General features: G+C 36.2%; 12 protein-coding genes and 2 pseudogenes. All 14 read right to left on the reverse strand.

Going from position 1 to position 17,412, the window contains the following annotated elements:
* Positions 1-5 precede the first annotated feature (5 nt).
* The 14 genes and pseudogenes from IPK35_19525 to IPK35_19590 all read right to left on the reverse strand — a co-directional run bounded on the left by IPK35_19525 (position 6) and on the right by IPK35_19590 (position 17,280).
* Positions 6-1,991 carry an Ig-like domain-containing protein gene (locus IPK35_19525; GenBank protein ID MBK8055401.1) on the reverse strand — a complete coding sequence of 662 codons (1,986 nt, stop codon included), beginning with the start codon at positions 1,989-1,991 and terminating at the stop codon, positions 6-8.
* A 196-nt stretch (positions 1,992-2,187) separates the two neighbouring features.
* Entirely contained in the window at positions 2,188-3,996 is a 1,809-nt protein-coding gene (locus IPK35_19530) for a LamG domain-containing protein (protein ID MBK8055402.1), read from the reverse strand.
* 38 nt (positions 3,997-4,034) lie between these two features.
* Positions 4,035-5,567, reverse strand: a complete 1,533-nt coding sequence (locus IPK35_19535; protein ID MBK8055403.1) for a RagB/SusD family nutrient uptake outer membrane protein — start codon at positions 5,565-5,567, stop codon at positions 4,035-4,037.
* Positions 5,568-5,728: 161 nt separating this feature from the next.
* Positions 5,729-8,758, reverse strand: coding sequence for a TonB-dependent receptor (locus tag IPK35_19540; protein MBK8055404.1), 3,030 nt, complete (start codon positions 8,756-8,758; stop codon positions 5,729-5,731).
* A 248-nt stretch (positions 8,759-9,006) separates the two neighbouring features.
* Positions 9,007-11,781, reverse strand: coding sequence for a hypothetical protein (locus tag IPK35_19545; protein MBK8055405.1), 2,775 nt, complete (start codon positions 11,779-11,781; stop codon positions 9,007-9,009).
* 279 nt (positions 11,782-12,060) lie between these two features.
* Positions 12,061-12,402: a hypothetical protein gene (locus IPK35_19550; protein MBK8055406.1), complete on the reverse strand. Its 342-nt coding sequence runs from the start codon at positions 12,400-12,402 to the stop codon at positions 12,061-12,063.
* 35 nt (positions 12,403-12,437) lie between these two features.
* Positions 12,438-13,364 (reverse strand): annotated as a pseudogene (locus IPK35_19555) (PD-(D/E)XK nuclease family transposase).
* Positions 13,365-13,419: 55 nt separating this feature from the next.
* Positions 13,420-13,650: pseudogene (locus IPK35_19560) on the reverse strand (transposase).
* Positions 13,641-14,087 carry a transposase gene (locus IPK35_19565; GenBank protein ID MBK8055407.1) on the reverse strand — a complete coding sequence of 149 codons (447 nt, stop codon included), beginning with the start codon at positions 14,085-14,087 and terminating at the stop codon, positions 13,641-13,643. Before IPK35_19565 ends, IPK35_19560 begins: the two are co-directional and overlap by 10 nt.
* Entirely contained in the window at positions 14,057-14,332 is a 276-nt protein-coding gene (locus IPK35_19570; GenBank protein MBK8055408.1) for a hypothetical protein, read from the reverse strand. Before IPK35_19570 ends, IPK35_19565 begins: the two co-directional genes overlap by 31 nt.
* Entirely contained in the window at positions 14,302-14,589 is a 288-nt protein-coding gene (locus IPK35_19575) for an IS66 family transposase zinc-finger binding domain-containing protein (GenBank protein MBK8055409.1), read from the reverse strand. The genes IPK35_19570 and IPK35_19575 overlap by 31 nt, the downstream gene beginning before the upstream one ends.
* Positions 14,508-14,732, reverse strand: a complete 225-nt coding sequence (locus tag IPK35_19580) for a hypothetical protein (GenBank protein ID MBK8055410.1) — start codon at positions 14,730-14,732, stop codon at positions 14,508-14,510. The genes IPK35_19575 and IPK35_19580 overlap by 82 nt, the downstream gene beginning before the upstream one ends.
* A gap of 405 nt (positions 14,733-15,137) precedes the next feature.
* Positions 15,138-15,293: a hypothetical protein gene (locus IPK35_19585; GenBank protein MBK8055411.1), complete on the reverse strand. Its 156-nt coding sequence runs from the start codon at positions 15,291-15,293 to the stop codon at positions 15,138-15,140.
* A 220-nt stretch (positions 15,294-15,513) separates the two neighbouring features.
* The gene (locus tag IPK35_19590) at positions 15,514-17,280 is read right to left on the reverse strand and encodes a discoidin domain-containing protein (GenBank protein MBK8055412.1); all 1,767 of its coding nucleotides are present in this window, start codon (positions 17,278-17,280) and stop codon (positions 15,514-15,516) included.
* Between the last annotated feature and the right edge of the window lie 132 nt (positions 17,281-17,412).

Consider the following 17,412-nt stretch of genomic DNA (forward strand, 5'->3'; position numbering starts at 1 on the left):
TCACATTAATTACTAAATTCCAATTTTTTCAAACCTTGCAGTATGTCTTTATCTTTCATAAAATGGTGCCACAAGAGTCCACTTTTATAATTTTCCATCATGATAATGATTGGTCCCTGATCAATAGCAAGATGCGAAGAAGCAAACCAGGTTTCAGATAGATTAAAAGCATCGACAAAACCATATTCCTTCCATATTTTATCACCCAAGGTATAGTAGAAAAACTCCATAGCTTTGATAGATGCATCAGGTGTATATGGCATGGAAGAAAGTGCTGCTGTAGGAGAGATTACACCTAAATCATTGCCTGGTGAATGAGCTGAATAACCTTTGTGATTGTCACTGGCAGTGAGCCCCCAACAAGATGCCGAATAGCCTGAATATTTTTTGGGGTTGGCTTTGCAATATTCCCAATTTATCAAACTGTGGTTGGTGTTTTGCTCCCAATAATTAGCATATTTATCAGAAAGTTTTCTGGGGTCTAAGCCCAAAAAAGAGTAATGAGCGAAAAATAAAGGTCCTCCAAAATCATAGCCCAAAGGTAATTTAATACCAAAGAATGATTTGTTATTGATCATTTGACCCTTTCGAGCCCAAGCATTATCATAAAGTGTCTTTGTAATAGGGAAAGTTGGTGAAGAAGCGGCCAATACATATACTATCAGACTTTCATTCCATCCGGCTATGGGCAGGTTGATCAAAAAACCCTTATCCGGTGACCAATGCCATAATAACTTTTCATTATTGCCTTGTATAAACCAGGTCCATTCTACCTCTTCCCAAAGCTTTGTAATTCTGTTTATCAGTATCGTATTCTGAGGTGCTTTGTCTGAAAGATATTGCCTGAAAGTGAGTAAACCCTGCATCATCAAAGCAGTTTCCACTAAATCCGCTCCATTGTCATTTGTACTAAAAGGAATGGTTTTACCTGTAACTCCATTGATCCAATGCGGCCAAACACCATGAAATCGGTCAGCTTTCTCAAGAAAATTTACTATTTTGTCTACTCTTCCTATTCCTTCAGTCCTGGTGATAAAGTTTTTTTCGATACCAACTATAATTGCCATAACCCCAAAACCACTTCCACCCGTTGTTACCAGGTTATCAGAATTAATCCGCTCGCGTATCATCCCTGACTGAGGGTGTGCATAATCCCAAAAATATTTAAAAGTTTCTTTCTGGACTTTAGTGATTAATTCGTCAGTAGAAATTACAGGAAACTTTCGGGCTGTGTCTATGACAGTAATAAAATCTTGAGATACGCCATTAAAATTTTCATTATTTTTACCTTTCAACGATGTATTGATACTTAAGGTATATTTTTTTAAATGATCAAAGTTTTGTTTTGGTTTGATGATTAATTTTTGCTCATTGCTACTAAGCGTTAGAATTAAATCCTGAAAGCTCAATGGTGAAAATGTAAGGGCAGCATTAAGCGAAATTCTATTTATTGGCGCTGAAAACTCTACAAATATACTATCTTGTATATTGAGGTCAAATATCTGTCCAAAACTACCAATTTCTTTATTGCCATAAATAATTCTTTGTACTTTTATCTCTCCGTTAACCGTAGAAAATGAAAAGCTATATCCTTGAAAAGAATTTTTATTGTTGTCTTTCAATTGATTTTTGATGGTCAAAACGTAGGTAGACCTTGCATCCCAAAAAGTATTTGGAGCTATGGATATGGTTTGATTTTGATCAGAAAAACTAAGATTCAAAGGTACATTTTGACCGTTTTTTGTAATCACAACATTTCCGGATACAGTTGTGATGTCCAGCGGTGATGAAAATGTACAAACTATCGATTGATCTAGCTGTACATCTGCTAAAGTATTTAAAGATAAAATGGATTGGACTCCGATAAAAATGTTTTTTATAGAAAAGGATTCAAAATTTTCTTTTTTTGAACATTTTTGAAAAAAAATGAAGTTAAAAAGTGCAAAAAGCAATAAATATTTACCCAAGCTTTTTTGATTTTTGACCTTCATTTATATAAAACTTAAATATACTAAATAGGTGAAAAAGAGAGTAGTAATGTTAGGAAATTACTACCAATGTCGTTTAAATAAGGAATTTTTCTTTGTTTTTACCCTATCTATATCTTTCCCTTACAAGGGAAAGACTTTATAAAGATGTCTTAACTAAGCGACATTGAAATTACTACTCTCTATTTATTAGAAGATATTATTTATTTCCGTCTTGAAATATTTTCCTTACTTCAGCTCTTGACAATTCTTTGTTAAAAACTCTGAACTCATCGAGTTTACTTAAATCAGACATGTGACCCCACTCTGTAAATCTTGGGACTCCAGACATGATCGACAGAATATCACACCCATCCCAATTGACCGGTCCTGCTTTGACTTTGGTTGCTACATTACCATTTATAAAAACAGCAGAAGAATCAGGACTGATTGTAAATGCTAAATGAACCCAAGTATTTTGAGCAGGATCAACATCGGCTGCGGCACCTCCGTCAACCCAGCTGTCAGCTGTTCCATTGCCCACATTCAGCTTAAAACGTTGCTTGCCTCCTGCATTTTCTCTAAAAAATCTAAAACCATTTTTTCTATTATTTGGAGCTGTAGGATTAGCAGTATCCGGTGGCCCCATTACTAAGATCCCGGCTCGATCAGGAGTAGCATTGACCCTCATCCACATCGAAGCACTAAAAGAAGCTGATTTGAGATCATTTGTTGCGAAGGATAAGTAGCCTCCTGTGGCACCTTGGTATGACTTTTCTCCTTTGAACGCATCTGTGGCTGTTAATGTAGGACTACCAACTTTGGTAGCTTCAGTATTGGAAAGTAGATCTTTGAAGCTTTCATCAAAGCTCATATACATTTTTTCGCCATCATACTTTGGTACATAACCTACGACAGTGCCGGATTCTGTTTTTATCACATTAGCAATATCATTTGCTGATAATGATCTATTATAAATTCTCAATTCATCCATGATACTCTCATCTGATGCGTGCCCCCATTCAGTAAATCTTGGTAATCCAGACATGATGGATAAGACATCACAACCATCCCAGTTTACTCCACCGGTTAAAGCACTTGTTCGGACAACTTTACCATTGATATAAACACTTGCTTCTGTCCTTGATATAGTAATAGCAAAATGATTCCAGACATTTACAGTAGGGTCTACATCAGCCGCAGTACCACCATCTACCCAAGTATCTGCAGTACCATTACCTACATTCAGCTTAAATCGTTGCTTGCCTCCCGCGTTTTCTCTAAAAAATCTAAAACCACTTTTTCTGTTATTTTGAAAAGCTGTGCTATTCGGATCCGGAGGCCCCATCACTAATATGCCTGCTCTGTCGGGACTCGCATTGACTTTCATCCAAAAAGTAGCTGAAAATTCAGGAGTCTTTAGTGTCGTAGTTGGAAATGTTACATAAGCATCCTTAGCACCTTTATAGGCATTGACTCCTGACCCTTTGATGATACTTTCATTGGCAAATGTCGGAGATCCGATTTTTGTACCTGATCTCAAATTGATCAAATCTATATAATCATTGTCAAAAGGTACATACATTGTCTCACCAGCAAATAATGGAGTATATGGCGCTTCTTTTTCGAAGTTTACGACTTGGGTAGTTGTCTTACCTGAATTGTCAGTAGCACTAATAGTAAGCTTATGAAGACCTGTTGTAATGCCATCTATTTTTATTTCCCCAACAAATCTTCTATAGTCTTTAAACTGACTTATTGTGGTAACATCTTTATTGTCTAAATTTACTTTTACTTCTTTGATCTCAATATCATCGGAAACCTCAAATATCGAATTGATGGAAATCACAGGCTCAAGAACCTTAATTTTTGTCCCTTCCACTGGATAAGTCATTTTTATTACGTGAACAGTGGCATCAGCTCCAGGTGTAAGTGAAGTAATATCATCATAATCATCTTTACACCCTATGACTATTATAAAGAGACCAATGATTATGGATAAGATTTTAATTGATTTTATATTTTTCATTTTATCAAAATTTAAATTGTATTATAAAAATTTAATGATTATGGATTGTTCAAAATAGGTAATAAATCTACTTGTGCAGTAGGATATGGAAGAAAAGTCTTTTCAGTAGTGAATGTACGACCTTCGTGTGTTAACTCATTTGATTTTCCTAATCTTACCATGTCATAATATCTGGTGCCCCATTCTGTGGCTAACTCAGCATACTTTTCATTGATTACTTGATCTAAGGTAACATTGGTCAGCGGTGTGAGTCCAGCTCGTGATCTGACCAAATTTACAGCTTGATCTGCTGATATCCCAGTACTATTGGCACCTTGTTTGATAGCTTCGGCATGCATCAATAAAATCTCTGCATATCTGATACATGTAAGGTTTTTGTTGCTGCCATAATCGGTTCTTCCGGGTATCAACTGCTTGGAAGGTAAATAAAACTTACCACTTGCAAACTTAGCTCTGGGATAATTATTGAATCTATCGCCATCTCTCGTTGTATTAGTGACAAAAGCCGGAAGACTTGCGTATTTTGGATCTTTCTTTAGTTCGTCAATACCTGCCGGGGTAAAGATTACAGAAGTCTCCAGCCTTACAGTTTCTCCTCGATCCAGCATAAATTTGATGTACTTTAATGTAGGTTCATAAAATCCCCATCCACCATTAGCGGTAGCCACTGCAGGTGTCCAGCTTTGTGGTCCAAAGAATGCCCAAAGATAATTTCTTGAGGCACCTACTCCGGTTTTGAAGTCAGAAAACTGAAACTCGAGCAAATTTTCATTACTCAGTTTACCAGGCACCTTAAATAATTGATAAAAATCAGTATGAAGAGCATATTTGCCTGATGCGATAATTTTGCTGGTAGCATCGGCTACTTTTTGATATTGTTTTAATTCCTGACTCGACAGTGCTTTCATAGCTAAAGCAGTATACTTGGTAATACCTCCGGGTACATCTGTTCTCTTATTGGGATGTAAGTCCGGAAGTATGGATTCTACTTCGTCCATCTCTTTTGCTATGAATCCCATAACATCATCCTTTGTAGGAACGGAAGTTGCTGTTAACAATTCTTCAGGCTTTGAGCCAATAGGAATAAAGACTTTACCCCAAACCCTTGACAATTGAAATAAAAGAAAAGAACGCATGACCTTACACTCAGCTATATATTGCGCTGCAAGAACCGGATTACCTCCGGCATCTCTGTACTTTCCAATCTCTTCAATAGCTGTATTTATTCTAAAAATGTCTGAATAATAGGTTTGCCAAAGTGAATTGTACATCCAATAGCCCTTGTCGTAGTTATAAAAATCTGTATCGGCAAAAGGTTGTTGGTCACCTAAACCTCCATGATTGACATCATCACCTCTTACAGCAATAAGTGGAAACTGTTCCCAACCTCTGCTTTGAAATGATGCATAGGCCCCAATTAATGGCTGGATCATAGCTTTAGAATCGGTATAATCAATGGACTCTGTAAAATTTTGATTTTCCAAAGGATTATTTACAAGGTCGGAGCAAGATGTAAACATCAAAATCGCTCCAAATGTAAGGATAAGATATTTTTTTATTATATTTTTCATCTTTTTATTTTTATTTGTTTTTTAATGGTCAGATCGAATTCGCCGTGGCTAATAAAAAATAATCATTGTGGTTTGTACCCGCCTGAACACTTTAGTCGTGCAGGTAAAATAAACCATGATTATTTTTTATGTCGATTTCATGACTTTATTTTTTAAATTTATTAAAATTTGATATTGAGTCCCATGGTATAAATTGCCGGTATTGGATGGGTGCTGTTGTCTATACCGTTTTGTACTTCCGGACTAAAACCATTGTAGTCAAAAAGTGTAAGCGGTCTTTCAGCAGTAGCATTTATTCTTATCTCAGGCAAACCATTAAATAATTTACCTTTTTTAATGGTATAAGATAATGTCACATTCTGAATCCTAAAAAAGTCGCCATCCTCCACGAAAAAAGTACTCATTTTTTGATTCCAACCTTTACGTCTTCCTTTAGCTGAAGTGTATGAATCAGATGTGCCTTCACCATGCCATCTGTTATCTACTAAGTCAGCATCTATATTCTGGTCATTCGTAAAAATAACCTGACCCCTATTTCTATTTAATATCTGATTTCCACCTTGTCCATAAAAATTGACAGAAAGATCAATCGCTTTATAACCTACTGAAATGTCACCACCATAAGTGAAGCTAGGCAGAAATGATCCGATGATACCTCGATCTAAATCATCAATTACTTTGTCTCCATTGCGATCTACATATTTAAAATCTCCAGGCTCCAGTTTATTGGCTTTAGCAATCGGATCTGCTTCGATTTCTGCTTGATTTTGATATACCCCTGCTACTTCCCAGCCATAGAATGCCAAAAGTGATTGACCTACGATAGATCTTTGTCTAAACTCCGCAGTACCACCATCTATATACTCTTGACCTGATAGACTTATTACCTTATTTTTTAGAGTTGAAAAGTTACCTCCGATAGCATACCTAAAATTTTCAGTTAAACTTTCACTCCATCTCAAACCTAATTCCACACCAGAATTTTGGATGACACCGGCACTCCTTCTAAAAGTTGCCCCTGTAAGCGGTGCAGTAATTCTGATTTGAGCATCATTGGTTTTTCTTACATAATAGTCGGCTTCAATGGAGAGCTTTTGATCAAATGCAAAGGCAGATAGTCCTACATTTGTTTCTGCAACCCGCTCCCATCTTAAGAAGTCGAACGTATTAGATGAAACTGTACCTGTCACCAATTGGTCATTGATGCTTGTTGTAACTAAACTTGTAGTATTGCTTCCGTCACTAAATGGTACTTTATCATTCCCTAAAACACCCCAACTTCCACGCAATTTTAGATAATCAACCACATTGTTCTTAAAGAAACCTTCTTGTGATACAACCCATCCTAAGCCCACAGATGGAAAATACCCAAACTTCTCCTGATATTTGTTTGTGCCATCAGCTCTGTAGGTACCATACAGGATATATTTATTTTTAAAATTGTAGGACAATCGTCCAAAGTATGACATTCCATAAAACCTGGAGCCGCCATCACCCACATCTCCATCTTTGATATCTGTCACCGGCGTACTATTTTCCAGATACCAGGTGCTTTTATCTTGATAAGGGAAGTCGTTGCCTTTTAGCGATAAAGTTTCAAACGCTTCATCCCTAAATGAAGTACCGCCAAGAATTGTAAAATTATGATTATTTACTTTTTTGTTGTAAGTTAGAGTATTGTCCCAAATTTGATTAAATCCAGTACCCACTCTTTTGATTAGATTTGATTGATTACGCTGTAAGCCAGTAGAAACAAAGTACGGAAGCCGAGCTTGTCTCGTATTTGTACCTGAGTATGCATAATTATATGCTGATTTGAATTCTAAGTCATCCATCAAGTCGATTTGTACAAACATATTGCCTAAGACTTGCCTGATCTTATCCCTCAAATCACTAAAATTCAAGGCTGGCATTGGATTTTGGCCATCTCTATATCCTATAGACTGAGCACTTGCAAAATTGATAGGAGTCGCTTTAGTGTTGGCTTCGTCGTATACCGGTAGTATTGGCACTGCAAAATACGCTTGTCCCCATGCACCATTTTCAGGATTTTGTTGTGTAGCATTGCTGAATACAACATTTGACCCTATAGTCATCCAATCCGTTGCTTTAAAATTTATTTTTCCTCTTAAATTGATTCGTTGATAATAATTTTCCATATTTAAGATACCATTTTGGTCCATATAGTTAAGACCCAAAGAATAGTTTGATTTATTAGATCCTCCGGATACATCCAAACTATGATTTTGCATTCTGGCTGGACGAGTCACTTCTTTATACCAATTGGTATTTACGTCAGGCAAATTGAAATTAGTTCTACTTCTACCAAATCTTTGCATGGCATTATCCACATATTGAATATCGGCCACTGATCCGGACTCTTTTGCAAAGGTGACAAATTGCTCAGCATTTGCCATCCTCAATACATTTTGAGCGACCTGTACTCCAGTATATCCGTCATAGCTTATTTGAGCTTTTTGCTCAAAGGATCCCGATTTAGTCTCAATTAATATAACACCGTTGGCAGCTCTCACGCCATATATAGCTGCAGCTGATGCATCTTTAAGTACTGATATAGTAGCAATATCAGACGGGCTTAAGAAGTCAATGTTGTCAAAAAACATACCGTCTACCACATATAGTGGTGAAGTGTTGTTTTCGTTATTGCCCAAGGCATTGTTCGGAAAAGAACCGATACCTCTTACTCTTACTGTAGCTCCTCTACCAGGTTGTCCCGAGCTTACTATTTGCAATCCTGCCACTTTACCTTGCAATGATTGCATTGCATTGGATGAAGGAGTCTTGAGTATCTCTTCAGTTCTTATTGTAGTTATGGAGCCTGTCAAATCTTTCGATTTTTGTGTACCATATCCTACGACAATCACTTCTTCCAAAACATTGTTTGACGTCTGTATTCCAAAGGAGAGACTAGGCTCGTCTGCGTAGGTGAAACTTAAGGTACTATAACCCAAGTAGGAAACTTCTAAATTATCACCCTTAGTCATTTCAAGTGAAAAACTGCCATCAATATCGGTTACAGTTCCCGAGCCTGTCTTTAAATTGACAATTGTTGCCCCGATGATAGCCTCATTTGTTTTTTGATCAAAAACATTTCCGGAAACCTTAGTTTGAGAAAACAGGACATGGCTCCCCAATAGCCAAATAGAAAATAAAATTTTAAATTTTAACATACTTTAATGATTTTGAAAATAAAGAAAAAAATCAATTAATCGTTCTTGCATCAAAACTATCGGCTTTTAAAAATGTTGACTGGCAAAAATGTTTTGAGTTAACATGAACTTGATGCAAATCTAAGATTATATACAAGTAAAGTAATGAATTTAACTACGCCATGACTACGCCAACTAAATTTTTATGGCTGAAAAAGTCTAATAAAATCAATGGTTCAGCTCATTTTTAATAATCTCCCGTATTGATTTCAAATATAATTCACAAAAAAATCATTTACATCTGTTTCTGTTGGCAAATGCATCTTTTTCCTCAGCCTGTATCGTTTGTTTTCAAGACCCCGAATGGAAATATTAAATAATGGAGCAATGTCCTTTGAAGCAAGATTCATGCGCAAGTAAGTCGCTAATTTTAAGTCATCAGCGCTCAGGTCAGGGTACTCTTTTTTAAGTTTGGACAAAAACACTTCGTGAACATCATTAAAGCTCACATCAAATAGTTTTTTATCGCTTTTTGTAGTTAAGTTTTCATTGATTTGTTTCATGAACATCTGGAAGTCTTTTCCGGTAAGTATGTGGTCTCCCGTTTTTCTGATTTCAATAAGTTCGTCTTTGATTTCCTGCAAAATCTCATTTTTTTGCACTAATTGCAATGTGGCATTGGCCAATTCTTTATTTTTAATCTGATTTTCACTGAGAAGTCGTTGATTTTCCAGTTGTATTTGGTGTTCACGTACCAGTCTGTCGTTTTCAAGTTGAAATCTCATTTTTTGACCTCTGAGTTTTCTGTCATAGTATTTATTAAGCAAGTAAAATAAAACTAATCCCAAAGCCAGATAAATGAGTTTTGCCAGAGTACTAAGATACCAAGGAGGCAATATCTCAAATGATACGGTTTTTTGAACATCATCATTCCTTTTAAGTTGCAGGATGTACTTGCCTGAACTTAAATTGGCAAAAGGGATAGAGCTGTGTTTTTCTATTTCTTTCCACTCATTTTGGTTGGGCAATAATTTGTATTCATACTTCTTACCTGCTCTAAAATCAAAATCAAAAAAATGAAAACTTAGATTTTTGGCTGTGTTTGGAATTTTGATGGTTGTATTGGATGTAGCAGTACATGTTTGTCCATTGTAGACGATGTTACAGTGGATGATGGTGTCATTTTTATGAAGATTATACTTTGAAGGATGTACTTTGTCCAATAAAAACCCATCATCCATACAATAAAGCAACTCTCCGTTTTGCAGATTGGCTATATTATGATAATCCTGATTGAAAGCATAAGGAAAATTTCTTAATGCTTTATCGTGATACATTCTGATAGCATAATCATTATAGATTTTAAGCCAGGTGGTATCTGTAATAGACCTTATATTAAACCCTTTGTTTTCACCTTCCATCACCGAAAAAGGAAGTAACTTATCATTAACTTCATCAAGATAATAATGTGCTTCATCATCTGAAACGATCATTTTTTTTCTAAAAATACTGACATCGAGATTATCATGATTAGTATCATCATTGAGGAAGGAGTATTTTTTTAAAAAACTGACTTTTTGAAATTCGGAATCAATGGATAATTTTGCCAACCCATTGTTAGGACCAGTGACCCATAAATTATTCCCTTTGATGTAAAATTTTTTAACAGGTCTGTTATACCCTTCTATTTTATGACTGAAACTGATATTTCCATTGTCCAAGCTGAAAAGTGATAAGCCCGTATAATTGCCCTGCAGTATAAAACTTTGATTGCCTCTTTTGATCACTTCATTATACCATCCTCCGGTTATATTGGACAATTTTGTGGCTTTATCGCCCCTGATCAGAAAACTTCCATCGTTGTGCCCGCAAAATATGCCATTTCGAACCGGGAAAAGATGCCATGTCTGCCCCTGGGTACCTTTAACGAGTTGAAAATCAGGAGGAGAAATCTGATTCCTTCTGGTTTTAAGATTGGAAAAATAAACTCCCTGGTTGGTTCCAAGGTAAAGTATGGAGTCATAAATAGTAGCGGTGTAAACAGAACCTATTAATCCTTTGACATCTCTGTATTGCAGGATATCATCGTTCAGATGGATCAAAGAAATACCTTTATCAAGACCAACCCACAAATTCTGGTCGGCATCTTCTTTTAGCGCCAGTATGGTATTGTTCTGAAGTCCGTTGGCAGTACTAATCCGAAATTTCATATTGCCTTCATCATCGAAAATCAATAAACCATCTCTTATGGTGCCAATCACAATATCTCCATTGGTCATTTTAAGGGCTTTATTGATCTGCACCTCTGAAAAATAGGGGTTATTTCTGGCTTTCCACGGCGTTAATTGTCCATTTTCATATTTAAATACACCATCGCTATTCGTAGTGATGAGCAATGAATGTGCACTTTTTCCGGGTAGTATGGCTGTGACTATTTTGTCTGCAAAATACTCAGAACCATTCAGCTGGACCGGCTGAAGATCGTCATTGATATAAAAAATTCCTTTGTCAAGAACCTGAATATATTTTTTCTTTTCAGCAACATGGAGGAACATGACGCTTCCGGGTAGTTCTATTTTCCTGAATCTGACTCCATCATAAGCCAATAATACTGAAAATGACTGAAAAAATACCACATCACCATACGAAGTGATATGCCATATCTCTTCATTTTCAATCAAACCCTTGGGCAATAATCCCGTCAGATTATGGTATGTTAGCTTTTTACAGTCTTCGTTAGTCCAATATCCCACTTCTCCATAAGCACCGGTATAAATCCTGTCTTTGTGATATAAAACAGATCTTACAATCTTTTTGGAATTCAATTTGTAGTTTTCCCATGAGTTTCCATTGAATGTCAGAAGGCCGTTTGTATTGCCAATATACATCATTTTGTCGCTTCCCTGCGCAATTGCCCAATTTTGATGATGTGCCTTGTAATACTGAGCGTCATAATTGGTGATGACAGGGACATGTTGGGCAAAAAAAGGTACACTGAAAAATATCAGAAGCCAAAAACCAATATATTTTATCAGACAAGTCATACCTTCCATTAAATTCGGTTGTAAATTTATTTGAAAATTTTGAATTGTTTTACATAATAAGAATTGATAAAATATATAAATTAGATATAATGACCTTTTTTTGTACACTCTCAGGCAAGATGCCTGCTAATACTGCATCGTAGATAAGAAACTGAGACGAACAAGGTCCCTGCCTCGTTTGGGCAGGCAGGCTAAATCCTACCCTTAGATGGAAAGGGCTTCATAATATGGCTTTAACTAAACGACATTGAAATATTTTCCCTTGTATGCGTGTGGGTATCAACTACTTTTTAGACTTTCGATATATTCTAAGGGCAAATTCAATTTTTCGGAGACATGTATAGATGACATGCCAGAAGCAAGTAACAATACTATTGCATCCTTTTGCTTTTCTAAAGCGGCTTCCTTTTGGCGTCTTTCCTCTTCCTTTTGGTGTCTTTCCTCTTCCTTTTGACGTCTTTCCTCTTCTAATTTGATCACGTATGCATTTTCTGCTTCTTTGTACCCATCTTCATAGGCAGTATCAGTCACTGCTTTTAAGTCTCTATATACTTTTAAACTCTCTTCATATGCCATCATATCTGTGGGTTTTAGTTTTGACAATTCTGCTTCTCCAAACAATTTTTCAAATATTTTCCCTTGTATGCGTGTGGGTATCAACTACTTTTTAGACTTTCTATATATTCTAAGGGCAAATTCAATTTTTCGGAGATATGTGTAGGTGTCATCCCAGAAGCAAGTAACAATAATATGGCATCTTCCTTTTGGCGTCTTTCCTCTTCCTTTTGCTGTCTTTCTTCTTCCTTTTGGCGTCTTTCCTCTGCTAATTTGATCACGTATGCATTTTCTGCTTCTTTGTACCCATCTTCATAGGCAGTATCAGTCACTGCTTTTAAGTCTCTATATACTTTTAAACTCTCTTCATATGCTATCATATCTGTGGGTTTTAGTTTTGACAGTTCTGCTTCTCCAAACAATTTTTCAAATATTTTCCCTTGTATGCGTGTGGGTATTTTGTCCAATTTATGCAGATTTTTAAAGACATACATCCATTTGTCAAAATCAGTTTCTAACTCTGCCTCTGTTTTGACAAACTTGGGCATCTCAAGGTAGATAAAGGTAAGCTTATCATAAAACACTTGGTTTTATTGATTCTTTAGTTGGACAAAGTGCATCACTTCTCCGTTATCTCTTTCCTCGTCAAATACAAAGTCTAATATGCCAACCGTATAGACAGCCGCAAGTTGATAATCCCACTCCCCTTTTTGAGCTTGTTTTTGTATCGGAAAAGTGGAGTAGTACACACTGCGATCTTTAAAATAATTTTGCTTAGCTTTTTGTATTTCTACGATAAATCGCTCTCCTTTTGCATTGGTACAATAGATGTCAAAGATGGCTTTTCGCTCATAATCCGTCAAGGGCAATTGTTCCTTGTCTGCATAGGTCAATTCAGCAATTTTATGATGAGGCGGTAACAGCTGATTTAAAAAATCTATCAATAGGTCCTTATTGGGCTCCGAACCAAATAGCCGCTTAAAACCGAAATCTGTAAACGGATTGATATATTTATCTGTTAATGACATCTGACACATCTTTGGTACAAAGATAATGCAATTTTGTAACTACTCAGGTACAAAGTTAAGCATTAGCTAATACTTGGAGAACGTTTAGATTTCTTTTTATAGCAGTATCAATAACTGATCTTAGGACTGCATAATATGAAGCACCTTGGTCTGACCTAAACTGACCGCTAACCTTGAGTTTTACCTTTACGTTTCTGATGGCTTGTTCGCTAAAGTTGTTGTCTGGTGGTACTTCCATTACTTTTAGAAAAGTAAGTAGATATTGTTGGTGTTTGTTTAGTCTTTTTTTTGTAAAGTATGTAGTTTTTTATCTTTGGAATGTATCTCTTTATTCAGTATGTGGTTTAGTGTTTTTTCAATTTGGTTGATTTGTGTTTCATAGTTGGCTTCAGCATTTGTAAGCATTATTTTTTTTAGAGCCAAGGCTTTCCATATTAATTTAGTCAACTCGTAAGCCCATTTATTTCTCTTTTCAATAAAGTATTGTAATTCTCTAAGTATATGGCTTAGGCATATCTGACGTCCTTTTGCCCCTATGATGAAGTGTGCCTTCCAGCAATCATGGACCAATATAGTATTAACAAATCCTTCGCCAAAGTACTTCTCAATAGTTTCAAAGCCTCTATTTGATGAAACTACTATAAAGGTGACTAATCTTGTTTGCCATGCCCACAACCATCGCAACTTACCGTTTACCTTGCCTCCTGTTTCATCTGTTCCCACACAGCTACTTTGTTGTACCTCTTTTGTATTTCTTCATACTGTGGCATACATCTTTGTGCCAAAGACTTTATTTTATTGACAATTGTTCCTTCGCTGATGTTTAGATTGAATACGTCTGCAAACATCTCTCGTATTCTGGATACGCTCACATACTGTCTGGCTGAAAAGTATCCACATAATGTCTCAATGTTTCGACCATAACTTATCGGACTCTTTACATGGTCAGGAAAGAACTGACACAACAAGCTCCACAACTACAACGTCTTTCGTACACCCTATGCTCATATGTTTGTATGGCAATGGGCGGTATGTCTAAGACTTGTCGCCTTTCTTTCAATGTTGGAACATCGATATAAATTGTTCCGCATACTGGACACGTCTGGTCAATGTGATCAATTACCTCAGGTTCAGAGTGAAATTCTAATGTAGTTCCTTCGTGACCAGTTTGGCCTCCTGTTTTCTTGCCACTTTTTTGTCTGAGACTTTTTGTTGTTCTTTGTATATCCGTTGAGGAGGAAGTGAACTGTTTGAGCTATTCTTTTTATGACTCAATTCTATTATCCTTGCCTTTAATTTTTCGTTATCTTCTTTGGTAAGACGTAATTCTTCTTTGGTAAGACGTAATTCTTCTTTTACCTCGACCAATTCTTGGCGAAGCTGCTCAACTAAAACTAATATGGAAGATAAATTTTCGATATTTTCTTGATTTTAAATCAAGTTCTATATCAATACTTTAAGGTTGGTCGTACAAAGTTATAACTCTTTTTGTATTTTTACAACTTTATTTTTATGCTTTTATACCTGAGTAGTTACGCAATTTTTAATTTTGTACACCTATTTGTGGCAAAGGCAGATAGTCGCAATTTGTAAATGCAATCCTATTTTTTATGAATTTATGATAATTTAGTATCCTAAATCAACCAGAACCCAAGCCCACAAAAATACTTTTATCTCCTAAATAAAGATAAGGGTATATATCATACAAAAGCCACACAATTTTTAGGGTGTGTGGGTTTTCACATTTATTCACTCATTTATTTCTTGCTCATTTCAATGTTTGATGAAGTTCGTTTTGTAAATGATTTTACCTGCACTGCCATAGATGGCAAATAAATAGTGGGATGCAGGTATACTACCGATGTCTATGATAACCTGTGGCCCGGAAACAAAAGACTGCTGAAACAACTGTCCTGATAGTGATGTCAATCTTTTAAGAAGTAAATATTGTTTTTCATTTTTAGGTATTTACAAACTAGATATATTGACCTTTTTTTGTACACTCCCAGGCAAAATGCCTGCCAATACCGCATCGTAGCAAGGAACTTCAATCATAGCTTGACGCGGTACGACAAACAAGGGGAAATTAGCGTTTTTTGATTGAAATTGGTCATACCTAAACAGTACTTTTTTTAGAAAACAAAACACTTTATTCACAAAAAATTACCTCAGATCGCTCTGAGACACCGTTGTTATTGAAGGCTTCTATTTGGAAGTAATAGCTATCGGGTGCATCCATTCCGGTCCAATAGTACTCGTTTTTGCCATAAACCATAATACTGCCATATAGTTTATCTTTTTCTTTGCCAAAGTAGATCACATAGCCATCAGCATCCTGATTTTGAGACCACTTCATCCAGCTTGACATACGGTTGCCATAGTTATCCTTAGAAGCACGGAGAGGAACGAATCCTTTCACTTTTTGAGGTGCTTTACCGCCACCTTTGCCGAAGACTCTGAATCCGCTTATAGCAAACTTGCCGGATGGAATGGCGATATTTTCAAGTTTGACATATCTGGCTTGGATTGGTTTTGGTAATTCTATATAGTCATGGGGGACATCAGTTAAGTTTTGGCTTTTATCAATTATTTTTTGCCATATTTTGCCGTCAATCGATGTATGTAGGATGTATCGGTGGTATTTGCCTTTAGTTTTACCCAAAAATTCTGCGTCCTGGTCGGCGTAATTGATTTGTATAGCATTGACAGTTGATATTTCGCCAAGGTCTGATTGTATCCATTCGCCTTTTGCTCCGGATTTTGCGCTCCAATAAGTCTTGATATCTTCATCCACCATGTAATTGGCATGAAAGCCCCCGAGCGTAGAAGAAACTTGTACAGGTTTTTGATAATTTAGTAACATCCATCCTGCGAAAATACCTTTTGTAAAGTCATTATCCTTAACAGCATGGGGTAAGTATGATGGATAATCTCCGTATGCTGTATGGCAAAAGAGGACATCGTCTTTGTCAAAACCGGCAGGCCAAATGCCCAAGCGTCTTTCGAAATTATTTTTTGTGGATACGAATATTGTTGAAACATGCCACCAATTATTATAGTTGTCCTGATATGTGGCTCCATGTCCTGCCCCACGTGCAAAACCTCCGGGTTTGTAAGAAAAAGGGTTGTGTTTTTGGTAACTATAGCCATCCAAAGCTTGATCACTTACATAGACCCCATCTGCATAACCACTAAATTCTGTACCCGGTGCTCCGTACTGAAGGTAATACTTATTCTTGTATTTAGTGACCCAGGCCCCTTCCATAAAAGGTTGTAAAAAAACATTATCATTGTACTCTCCAAATCGTTCCCAACCGTGAATTTCAGGCTGTAGTGCTAATAATGGTTTGACATAACCTTCTGATTGAAGTGTAGTCGTATTGATTTGTGTACCCATAAGCGGATAAACATTACTGCTACCCCAATATAAGTATAGTTTATCAACATCTTCATCGTATAAAAAAGCAGGATCCCAAGCGCCGACACGAAGAGAATCCACTGCAATAGACCATTCGTCTTTAGTAGGATTGCCGCTTTTCCATATAGGAAAAGTATTGCCATGAGTTGATCCAACTACATACATTGTATCTTTCATTACGAAGACTGCCGGAGCACATAATTCATCATATAAATGGTCGTGCCTCTTAGGTATCAGAAACTTCCTTTCGATAAAGTTCCATTGTAACATATCATTACTCCACCAATATCCCCATTGATTGGTAGAAAACAAAAAGTATTTGTTTTTGAAATTGATGATTACAGGATCAGCAGTTGCCCGATGTTTGCCTTGAGTTGCAAAATTGGGAATAGGAGTATAACCATAGTCAATGTTGATAGGATTGCAGTATGTGCTTTGTTGAGACATTATCAGAAATGCTTGATATAAAAGTGCTGTTACTAGAATTACTTTTTTCATATTTTAGAATTGGAGCTAATTTTTAAATTTTAAGCTAAAAATAAATGTAAAATTTGTAAAATAAAGGAAAATAAGAGTATGTTTAAAATTTTTCTTAGTTGTAAATCAATAGATTATGGTTCTGACTTCAAA

The sequence above is a fragment of the Saprospiraceae bacterium genome, from assembly GCA_016713025.1.
GTDB lineage: Bacteria > Bacteroidota > Bacteroidia > Chitinophagales > Saprospiraceae > OLB9.

Excerpts from the sequence above, each read along its gene's own strand:
- IPK35_19525 (MBK8055401.1), bottom strand. The coding sequence starts at position 1,991 with ATGAAGGTCAAAAATCAAAAAAGCTTGGGTAAATATTTATTGCTTTTT.
- IPK35_19530 (MBK8055402.1), bottom strand. The coding sequence starts at position 3,996 with ATGAAAAATATAAAATCAATTAAAATCTTATCCATAATCATTGGTCTC.
- IPK35_19535 (MBK8055403.1), bottom strand. The coding sequence starts at position 5,567 with ATGAAAAATATAATAAAAAAATATCTTATCCTTACATTTGGAGCGATT.
- IPK35_19540 (MBK8055404.1), bottom strand. The coding sequence starts at position 8,758 with ATGTTAAAATTTAAAATTTTATTTTCTATTTGGCTATTGGGGAGCCAT.
- IPK35_19545 (MBK8055405.1), bottom strand. The coding sequence starts at position 11,781 with ATGACTTGTCTGATAAAATATATTGGTTTTTGGCTTCTGATATTTTTC.
- IPK35_19590 (MBK8055412.1), bottom strand. The coding sequence starts at position 17,280 with ATGAAAAAAGTAATTCTAGTAACAGCACTTTTATATCAAGCATTTCTG.